Consider the following 7,334-nt stretch of genomic DNA (forward strand, 5'->3'; position numbering starts at 1 on the left):
GGTCACCTCAGCCGGCAGTGGCGGCGGCTCCGGCAGGAACCTGGTCCCGGGGCTCCTCCCGGGCGGCCCGGCTCGCCCGGCGCAGCGCGTAGAGGGTCAGTGCGGCGGCCACCACCAGCGGCACGCCGTCCCGGAGCAGCCCGTCGACCCCGAGCAGCAGCCAGCAGAACGCCAGGTCGACCCCGACCACCAGTACGCTGATCAGCGCCAGCAGCCCGCCCGCCCAGGTCTTGCCCCGGAGCAGGAAGAAGGTGCTGAACAGCACCGCGTAGCTGACCCCGATGCCGATGCCGAACCACAGCACCACGGTAGGCACCGCGAGCAGCCGGCCGTCGAGAATCGTGCCGATTGCCACCAGGCAGGGCACCAGGGTCAGCGGCCCGTACGTGAACGCGGCGACCCGGGCGGTGAGCAGCCAGCCGGCCACCGGCGGCCGGCGCGGGGCGACCTCCCGCCAGGAGATGCCCCGCCGGCCGACGACCAGCCGGCTCGGATGCCGGACCAGGTATTCCTGGAGCGGCGGCGACCGGTAGAGCAGCCAGACGACGACACCGCAGAGGACGGCCAGCACGGCGACGCCGAGCACTCCCGGCAGCGCCGGTACGCCGGCCCGGGGCACGATCAGCCGGCCGACCGCGAGGACCGTGGTCACCGCGAGGATCAGTCCGAGTGGACGGGCACCGGCCCGGCCCCGCCGGACGTGCCGGATCAGGATCAGGAACCCGACGGTACGCAGCAGTGCCCAGCCGCTGCGTACCGCGAGGCCGAAGCCGCGCTCCGGGGCGTACCACCAGTTGAGCGCGTCGACCGCGACGGTGGCCGCAGCGGTCGCGGCGAGCAACCAGGTCAGCGCGCGGACGACGGACGGCCGCCGGACTCCAGTCGCGGCGGCCGTCGTCATGCCGTCGATGATGCCCAACCCGGACCACCCGCACACCCGGCCGGGCGTGTCCCTACGCCCCTGGCGGGCGAACCGGGCCGGGTGACGGCTAGGGGCTGTCTCGCGAGAAAGCCGCTAGCCGGCCGAGCGCGGCTGGTCGACGCCGACCCGGACCGCCTCGTCGTCGAGCCGGGCCCGCAGCGCGTCCAGCTCGGCCCAGAGCACGCCCGGCAGCTTGTCACCGAACTTCTCGAACCACTCGGTGACCCTCGGCAGCTCGCCGCGCCACTCCTCGACGTCGACCCGGGTCGCGATCCGCAGATCCTCCGCGCTCATGTCCAGCCCGTCGACGTCGAGGCCGTCCGGGCCCGGCACGAAGCCGATCGGCGTCTCGACCGCCTCGCCCCGCCCCTCCAGGCGCTCGACGATCCACTTGAGCACCCGGGAGTTCTCGCCGAAGCCGGGCCAGATGAAGTCGCCGTCGGCGTTCTTGCGGAACCAGTTGACGTAGTAGATCTTCGGCAGCTTCGACTCGTCGCCGTCGGTGCCCTTGCCCATCTCGATCCAGTGCCGGAAGTAGTCCCCGCCGTGGTAGCCGATGAACGGCAGCATCGCCATCGGGTCCCGGCGGACCACACCGACCTCACCGGAGGCGGCGGCGGTGGTCTCCGAGGAGAGGGTCGCTCCCATGTAGACACCGTGCACCCAGTCCCGGGCCTCGGTGACCAGCGGGATGGTGTCCTTGCGCCGCCCGCCGAAGAGAATGGCGTCGATCGGTACGCCGTTCGGGTCGTTGAACTCGTCGGCCACGATCGGGCACTGGAGCAGCGGGGTGCAGAACCGGCTGTTGGCGTGCGAGGAGAGTTCGCCGCTCTCCGGCGTCCAGTCCCGGCCCTTCCAGTCGACGAGGTGGGCAGGCGGCTCGCTCATCCCCTCCCACCAGATGTCACCGTCGTCGGTCAGCCCCACGTTGGTGAAGATGGAGTTTCCCTGGTCGATGGTGCGCATCGCGTTGGCGTTGGTCTTCCAGCCCGTGCCGGGCGCGACACCGAAGAGCCCGTACTCGGGGTTGACCGCGTAGAGCCGGCCGTCGGGGCCGAACCTCATCCAGGCGATGTCGTCGCCGATGGTCTCGACCTTCCAACCCGGAATGGTCGGTTCCAGCATCGCGAGGTTGGTCTTGCCGCAGGCGGACGGGAAGGCGCCGGCGATGTAGTGCACCGACCCCTCCGGCGAGGTCAGCTTCATGATGAGCATGTGCTCGGCGAGCCAACCCTCGTCCCGGGCCATCACGCTGGCGATCCGCAGCGAGTAGCACTTCTTGCCGAGCAGCGAGTTGCCGCCGTAGCCGGAGCCGAAGGACCAGATCTCCCGGGTCTCCGGGAAGTGCGAGATGTACTTGGTGTCGTTGCACGGCCACGCCACGTCCGGCTGACCGGGCTCCAGCGGCGCGCCGATCGAGTGCAGCGCGTGCACGAAGTCCGCGTTCTCCCCCATCCCGGCCAGCACCTTCGTACCCATCCGGGTCATGATCCGCATGGACGCGACCACGTACGGGCTGTCGGTGATCTCGACACCGAACATCGGCTGTTCCGCCTCGAGCGGGCCCATGCAGAACGGAATGACGTACATGGTGCGACCGCGCATCGAACCTCGGTAGAGGTCGGTCATGACGCGCTTCATCTCGGCCGGGGCCATCCAGTTGTTGGTGGGTCCGGCGTCGGCCTCGTCGACCGAGCAGATGAAGGTACGGTCCTCGGCCCGGGCCACATCGGAGGGATCGGTACGCCCCCAGAACGAGTTCGGCTTACGGCTCGGATCGAGGCGCACGAGCGTGCCGGCATCGACCAGTTCGTCGGTGAGGCGCTGCCATTCCTCATCCGACCCGTCGGCCCAGACGACCTGGTCAGGGTTGGTGAGTTCGGCTACCTCTTTGACCCAGGCGAGTAGTTTCGGATGGCTTGTCGGAGCTTGATCGAGACCCCGGATAGTAGCCGGAGCGGCCATGACAGTTCTCCTTTGGTCGACGCTGACCGATTGCAGAGCGCGCGGTGCCGACAGCCCGGCGACCGCGTCGCCTTGTGAAAGCCTGGGATTTCCGTCAGCGTAAACCGAGCCGGCGTTCGGGGCAGCGAGACTGGTTGTGAAGAACTGCACAAGATGCGGGCCGGGTGCGGTAAGGCGATTCTTTCCCCGCTCCCACGCGCAGTTTCACGCAAATCCTTCAGGGCAACAGCATTCCGTCACGGTGTCCTCACAGCAGTCATCGACGCCAGGTGACCCGGATGTCACACCCGACACTCCCACCCGCCGCGGCCGTCCGGCCGGCACCGAATCCAGCCGCGGTCATTCCCGCGAGTCGCCCGGTGCGGCCCGTGGGGACGGCCGGCAACCGGTACGCTCAAGCCGTGTCCTCGACCGCCACCGGCGAACAGCCCTCACCGCCGGACGCCCGTCGCGGTTTGATTCGCACCCTTCTGGACCGGTTCGGTCATCTGATCCATGAACTGGGCAAGTTCGGCACGGTCGGCGCGGTGGCCTTCGCGGTCGACTTCGCGCTCTTCAACTACGCCAACGCGAGCCTCGGCTGGGAGACCCTCACGGCGAAGACGTTCTCCACGGTCATCGCCGCGACCCTCGCCTTCGTCGGCAACAGGTTCTGGACCTGGCGACACCGGGAACGCTCCGGCATGGCCCGGGAATACTCGCTCTACTTCTTCTTCAACGCCATCGGCCTCGGCATCGGCCTCGCCTGCCTGGCCATCAGCCACTACGGGCTCGGCAGCGTCTGGCCAGGCGTGTTCAAGTCGCTGATCGCCGACAACATCGCGGCCAACTTCGTCGGTGCCGCGCTGGGCACACTGTTCCGGTTCTGGTCGTACCGCCGGTTCGTCTTCGTCGGCCCGGCGGCCTCCGACGCGCCGGATGTGATCACCCAGAGTCACAAGCGGCAGTGACCGGCAACCCACCCCCGCCCGGTCGGCGCACCCGTCGCCCACGTCTGCCCTAAGGTGGTCGAATGCGTTTCGTCCGTCTGCTGCCCGAACGCTGGCAGAAGTTCCTGCGTGAGGTGCTGAAGTTCGGTGCCGTCGGAGGCGTGAACGGCGTCATCAACTACGCGGTGTTCAACGCGCTGGCGCTCACAGTGTTCGCCGACGGGCAACTGAAGGCGAACGTCATCGCCACGGTCGTCGCCACCGTCTCGTCCTATCTGATGAATCGGCACTGGACCTACCGGGACCGGCCGAAGTCCGCGATGCGCCGCGAATACGCCCTCTTCTTCCTGTTCAACGGCGTCGGCCTGGTCATCGAGCTGGGCATACTCGCGCTGGCCAAGTACGGGTTCGGCATCAGCGGTCTGCTGGCGCTCAACCTCGCCAAGACGGTCGGCGTCGGGCTGGCCACGGTCTTCCGGTTCTGGTCCTACCGCACCTTTGTCTTCCGGAAGTCCCCGGCCACCGCGTTCGTCCCCACCGAGAGCGGCGCGGTGCGCAAGACGACCGCCGCCGGCCCGGCGGGCGAGCCGGACGGCGACTTCCTGGCCGAACTCGACCCGGTCGCCGAACTCGCCGAGGCGGTCACCGAGCTGACCGAGTCCGAGGCCGAGCCGGCGGCTGCCGGCGATCCGGCCGTACGGGTCGACCGGGGCGCGGGCGCGGAGACCCGGGTCGGGGAGGGCACGGACAGCCCGGTCCGGGAGGGCACGACCGCAGCCGCGACGAACGGGACGCGAGCCAGCGCCGGGGCACCGGTCGGCTCCGCCTCACCGCTCGAGGTCCAGTTCGCCGAGACCATGGACGCGGCGCTGGAGACCGAACTCGCCGCCGAGCTGAACGCCGCTCCCCGGCGTTCGTCAGCCCGCTGAGCGGCGTGGTGAGCCGCTCGGGTACCGGTGCTCCCGCCGAGCTGTTCTTCGAGGACCTGACCCCGGGCCGCTCCTTCGACCTCGGGGTCACCGTCGTCGACGGGCGGGAGATGGTCGACTTCGCCCGGCGCTTCGACCCGCAGTGGTACCACGTCGACGAGGAACTGGCCCGACGCAGCCATCACGGTGGGCTGATCGCCAGCGGCTTCTTCACGGTCAGCCTCTTCATGCGGGCGTACGTCGACCACGTGCTGGCCCGAGCCGCCGGGGACGCCTCACCCGGGCTGGAGGAGTTGCGCTGGCTGGCCCCGGTACGCCCCGGTGACCAGCTGGCGACCCGGCTGACCGTACTCGGCAGCAAGCCGTCCGTGGCGCGGCCCGGCTTCGGCACCGTCACCCTGACCGCCAGCATGGACCGGCTGGACGCCCAGGGCCAACCGGAACGCGAGGTGCTGCGTACCCGTTTCCGAGGCTGGTTCGTCATGCGCGAACCGGTGTTGTCACCAGGCTGATCCGCCCCGGAGGGCGCCCTGGCGCTGACCTGCCCGGAAGGGCAACTGGGCTGATCTGACCCGAAGGGTCCCTGCCCGGCCGTCAGCGGCGGTTTCAGGGACCCTTCGACGCGTTGCTTCGACTCTTCGCGCAGCCGTTACTTCGGCTCTTCGCGCAGCGGCTTGCCCTCGGCCACGTCCGCCATGATCTCGCGCATCTCGCCGTCACCGAGCGAGTGCTTGTCGTGGTTGGCCTCCACGATCTCGTAGAGCATGGTCTGCACCTTCTCCACGCCCGGAATGTCGTCGAGCACCGACTGGCCCCGCTCGCCGGCCGACTCGATGGTCAGCGTGCCGCAGCCGAGCAGGCGTTCGAGGAACTTCTGGTTCATCGAGTGGTCGTTGATCCGGCCGAGCGGGATGTCCCGGCGTTCGCGGGAGAAGACGCCCTTCTGGAGCAGCACCCGCTCGTTGGTGAACAGATAGTGCGTGGTCCGCCAGATCAGGTACGGCCAGATGCTCAGCCAGACCACCAGCGCCAGCGCGACCGCCGCGATCACATAGCCGAGAACGGTGCCAACACCGCTCGACGGCAGCAGAACGAGGCCGGCGACCACCGCGGCGACGGCCAGGACCAGCACCACGACCGGTCGGATCAACGCCTTCCAGTGCGGGTGCAGGTGCGCTACGACATGCTCGTCCTGGGTGAGCACGTCCTCAGGGAAAGCCACCCCATCCTCCTCGTCCTTAACCGAATGTCCGCGGTGACCGTAGCGGTTCCGCGCCACGACCGTGGTATCCGGTATCGACTCTTTACCGACAGTTGGACGGATCGCCGTCGACTCCGGGCCGACGCGGTGGCCGGTCTCCGCGTCCACGCCGGTCCGACGGGGCGGCGACGACTGCGGCCCAGGTGGCAGAGATGCTGGTCAGCGCAGGTGTAGGACGTCGCCGGCGGCGATCCGGCGTTCGCCGTCGGCGGTGGCGAGCACCAGTTGCCCGTCCGGGTCGATCGTGCTGGCGGTACCGACCAGTTCGTCGCCGGCCGGCAGCAGCACCCGTACCTCACGGCCGAGGGTCGCGCAGTTCCGCAGGTACGCCTCGTGCAGGCCGCAGGCGAGCGCGTCGCCACCGGCGGTCCGCCAGCGGCCGTACCAGCGGTCGATGCCGCGCAGCAGCGCCCGCAGCAGCGGGTCGCGGTCGGTGGCCGCCGCACCGGCCAGTTGCAGCGAGGTGGCGGGCAGCCCGCTCGGGTTGACCGGCAGCTCGTCGGCGCGCAGCGTCACGTTCACGCCCAGGCCGAGCACCACCGCCGAATCCGCTCCACCCGCCCCGGCAACCGCTTCGGCCAGGATTCCGGCGCCTTTCGCCTCGTCACCCGCCCGGCCGCCCGCCTCCCCGTTCACCCGACCGTCGGCGCTCGCTGTGCCCGGGGACGACAACGACCCGGAGGGGCGGCCGTCGCGCGGCTGGGGCCAGACCAGCAGGTCGTTCGGCCACTTCAGCGCGGAGTCCAACTCGGCCAGCAGGTCCACCGCCTCCACCAGGGCGACCCCGGCCAGCAGGGGCAGCCAGCCGTACCGGGGTGGCGGCACCGCCGGCCAGTCCCGGTCGGGCTCGGCCACCCCCGGCCGGAGCAGCACGCTGACCGCGAGCCCGGCCCGGGCCGGCGACTCCCAGGTACGTCCCCGTCGGCCCCGCCCCGCGGTCTGCCGCTCGGCGACCACGACCAGCCCCTCCGGCTCGCCTGCCCGGGCGGCCTCGGCCGCGTCGGCGTTCGTCGACCCGGTCTCGCCGTGCAGCACCAGCCGGGTCCAGAGGCTCTCCGGCGTGATCAGGGCCCGCCGGAGCCGCCGCGCGTCGAGCGGCGGACGGTCCAGGTCGGTGTACGGCGATCCCGGCATCAGGCCAGCGTACGGGCCCGGCTGCCCGGGGGCGGGGCCGACCGGCGCAGCCGAGGCCACCCGGCCGGGGCACCGGGCGCTGGCCTGGGCACCGGTCGTCGTTACGATCGCGGACGTGACTGGGCAGCCGAGCAGCGCCGACACCGACCCGCACAGTACCGCTGGTCGGTTGGCGGATCTGGATCGTCGGGTAG

6 protein-coding genes and 2 pseudogenes are annotated in these 7,334 nt (G+C 70.5%); 3 read left to right on the plus strand and 5 right to left on the minus strand.

The genetic code is table 11. The features are described 5' to 3' along the window. Positions 1 to 7: 7 nt before the first annotated feature. Positions 8 to 901, minus strand: a complete 894-nt coding sequence (locus Pma05_RS21385; protein WP_203859212.1) for a hypothetical protein — start codon at positions 899 to 901, stop codon at positions 8 to 10. 114 nt (positions 902 to 1,015) lie between these two features. After that, the gene (locus tag Pma05_RS21390; protein WP_203859213.1) at positions 1,016 to 2,887 is read right to left on the minus strand and encodes a phosphoenolpyruvate carboxykinase (GTP); all 1,872 of its coding nucleotides are present in this window, start codon (positions 2,885 to 2,887) and stop codon (positions 1,016 to 1,018) included. A gap of 401 nt (positions 2,888 to 3,288) precedes the next feature. Between Pma05_RS21390 and Pma05_RS21395 the strand changes: the two genes are divergently transcribed. The 3 genes from Pma05_RS21395 to Pma05_RS21405 all read left to right on the plus strand — a co-directional run bounded on the left by Pma05_RS21395 (position 3,289) and on the right by Pma05_RS21405 (position 5,257). Further along, entirely contained in the window at positions 3,289 to 3,837 is a 549-nt protein-coding gene (locus Pma05_RS21395) for a GtrA family protein (protein ID WP_239312787.1), read from the plus strand. A 62-nt stretch (positions 3,838 to 3,899) separates the two neighbouring features. Next, entirely contained in the window at positions 3,900 to 4,745 is an 846-nt protein-coding gene (locus tag Pma05_RS21400; protein ID WP_203859215.1) for a GtrA family protein, read from the plus strand. 5 nt (positions 4,746 to 4,750) lie between these two features. Next, entirely contained in the window at positions 4,751 to 5,257 is a 507-nt protein-coding gene (locus tag Pma05_RS21405) for a MaoC/PaaZ C-terminal domain-containing protein (protein WP_203859216.1), read from the plus strand. A 137-nt stretch (positions 5,258 to 5,394) separates the two neighbouring features. On the opposite strand, the gene Pma05_RS21410 is transcribed toward Pma05_RS21405, so the two are convergent. The 3 genes and pseudogenes from Pma05_RS21410 to Pma05_RS44055 all read right to left on the minus strand — a co-directional run. Continuing rightward, a complete protein-coding gene (locus Pma05_RS21410; RefSeq protein ID WP_203859217.1) occupies positions 5,395 to 5,967 on the minus strand; it encodes a PH domain-containing protein in 573 nt (190 codons plus the stop codon). Positions 5,968 to 6,165: 198 nt separating this feature from the next. Next, a pseudogene (locus Pma05_RS44050) lies at positions 6,166 to 6,612 on the minus strand (biotin--[acetyl-CoA-carboxylase] ligase); the annotation flags it as partial. A 102-nt stretch (positions 6,613 to 6,714) separates the two neighbouring features. Continuing rightward, positions 6,715 to 7,140, minus strand: a pseudogene (locus tag Pma05_RS44055) (biotin--[acetyl-CoA-carboxylase] ligase); the annotation flags it as partial. Positions 7,141 to 7,334: the final 194 nt, after the last annotated feature.

It is taken from the genome of Plantactinospora mayteni (assembly GCF_016862935.1).
GTDB classification, from domain to species: domain Bacteria; phylum Actinomycetota; class Actinomycetes; order Mycobacteriales; family Micromonosporaceae; genus Plantactinospora; species Plantactinospora mayteni.

Coding starts and splice junctions, on each gene's coding strand:
- Pma05_RS21400 (WP_203859215.1), top strand. CDS start 3,900: ATGCGTTTCGTCCGTCTGCTGCCCGAACGCTGGCAGAAGTTCCTGCGT.
- Pma05_RS21390 (WP_203859213.1), bottom strand. CDS start 2,887: ATGGCCGCTCCGGCTACTATCCGGGGTCTCGATCAAGCTCCGACAAGC.
- Pma05_RS21385 (WP_203859212.1), bottom strand. CDS start 901: ATGACGACGGCCGCCGCGACTGGAGTCCGGCGGCCGTCCGTCGTCCGC.